This window comes from Variovorax sp. P1_H12_2 (assembly GCF_056405335.1).
Window position 1 is genome coordinate 1 of record NZ_JBFUCI010000751.1, and the last position, 1,268, is coordinate 1,268.

The 1,268-nt window shown below is 71.5% G+C and carries 2 protein-coding genes; one reads left to right on the plus strand and one right to left on the minus strand.

Annotated elements, in window-relative coordinates; all coding sequences use genetic code 11:
* The coding region (locus AC1D2K_RS34850; protein ID WP_478095011.1) for an FGGY-family carbohydrate kinase at nt 1–510 on the plus strand (510 nt) is incomplete at its 5' end.
* Here the strand turns inward: AC1D2K_RS34850 and AC1D2K_RS34855 are convergent.
* Nucleotides 507–1,079 carry a hypothetical protein gene (locus tag AC1D2K_RS34855; RefSeq protein ID WP_478095013.1) on the minus strand — a complete coding sequence of 191 codons (573 nt, stop codon included), beginning with the start codon at nt 1,077–1,079 and terminating at the stop codon, nt 507–509. The two genes, AC1D2K_RS34850 and AC1D2K_RS34855, sit on opposite strands and share 4 nt — an antisense overlap.
* Between the last annotated feature and the right edge of the window lie 189 nt (nt 1,080–1,268).

Sequence of the window (1,268 nt, forward strand, 5' to 3'; positions counted from 1 at the left end):
CTGCTGGCCGCGGCAGCGACCCTCGACGCCAAAGGCCGCCAGCGAGCCCCGCTGTTCCTGCCCTATCTCTGCGGCGAACGTTCGCCGCACAACGACCCGGACGCGCAAGGCGTGCTCTTCGGCCTGACGCACGCCCAAGGGCCGGCCGAGATCGCCTACGCGGTGGTGGAAGGCGTGAGTTTCGGGCTGCGCGACGGACTGGACACCCTCGCCAGGCCCGCAGGCGATCTGTTGCTGGTCGGCGGTGGCGCGCGCAGTCGCTGGTGGGCCCAGTTGCTGGTGGACATCCTCGACGTGCCGCTCGCGGTCTGCGCAGGCAGCGAGGCCGCCGGTGCCGTGGGCGCCGCCCGTCTCGCCTGGCTGGCGGACGGCGGATCGGAAGCCGGGGTCTGCCCGCCTCCCGCCGTGCTCCAGCGCTTCGAGCCGGCGGCGGGCATCGCCGCGGGCCTTGCCAGCCGCCGTGCCCGCTTCAAGGCGCTGTATGCGGCGCTGGGTTCCTGCTTCCGCTAGCGTTCACCCAGCTGCCCATAGGAGGTGCGCAGCCCCGCGTAGTCTGTCGGCCCGCTGCTTTCAGGTGGATTGCCGGTCGCGGACAGCCAGGCGGCGATGCTCGGCACCCGCCGATCGAAATAGTGCTGCAGGCGCGGCCAGTTGCCGGCCTCGGCATGGCCCTCGGTGATCTCGAGCGCCTCGACCGCGATGGTCCGCAGGCTGGTCACCATGGCCAGCGAGCGGCCGTCCAGCAGTTGCAGCGTCACCTCGCGCCCCTGGGCCAGGATCTCGGCGAGGATGCGCCGATGCACGGCGTAGTCGGCCCAACTCCGCTTGATGCAGGCGTCGTTCAGTTCGCGGAACACCCAGTGCATGTTGGTGGCGAACATCGCGGCCACCTGGCCCGCCTGGTCGAGGCTCCGCCTGGAAGCCCCGGCCTGCAGCCATACCGCCCAGAAAAGGGCCGCGAGGACGCCCAGGGCCTGCACCCAGGCGGCCCATTCGGCCCCGGATGCGGGGCGGTAGAACCAGGCCACGCCCGCCAACGCCACGCCGGCGGCGGCAATCGCCGCGCCAAGTTTTCGCATGGTCATTCCAGCAGCGGCCGGGCGTCGCTCATTGGAGCACCTTCGTGCTTCGCACTGCGGTGCGAGCGCCTTCGGGCGGCCGGGCGTCGCTCATTGGAGCACCTTCGTGCTTCGCACTGCGGTGCGAGCGCCTTCGGGCGGCCGGGCGTCGCTCATTGGAGCACCTTCGTGCTTCGCACTGCGGTGCGA

Excerpts from the sequence above, each read along its gene's own strand:
- AC1D2K_RS34855 (WP_478095013.1), bottom strand. The coding sequence starts at position 1,079 with ATGCGAAAACTTGGCGCGGCGATTGCCGCCGCCGGCGTGGCGTTGGCG.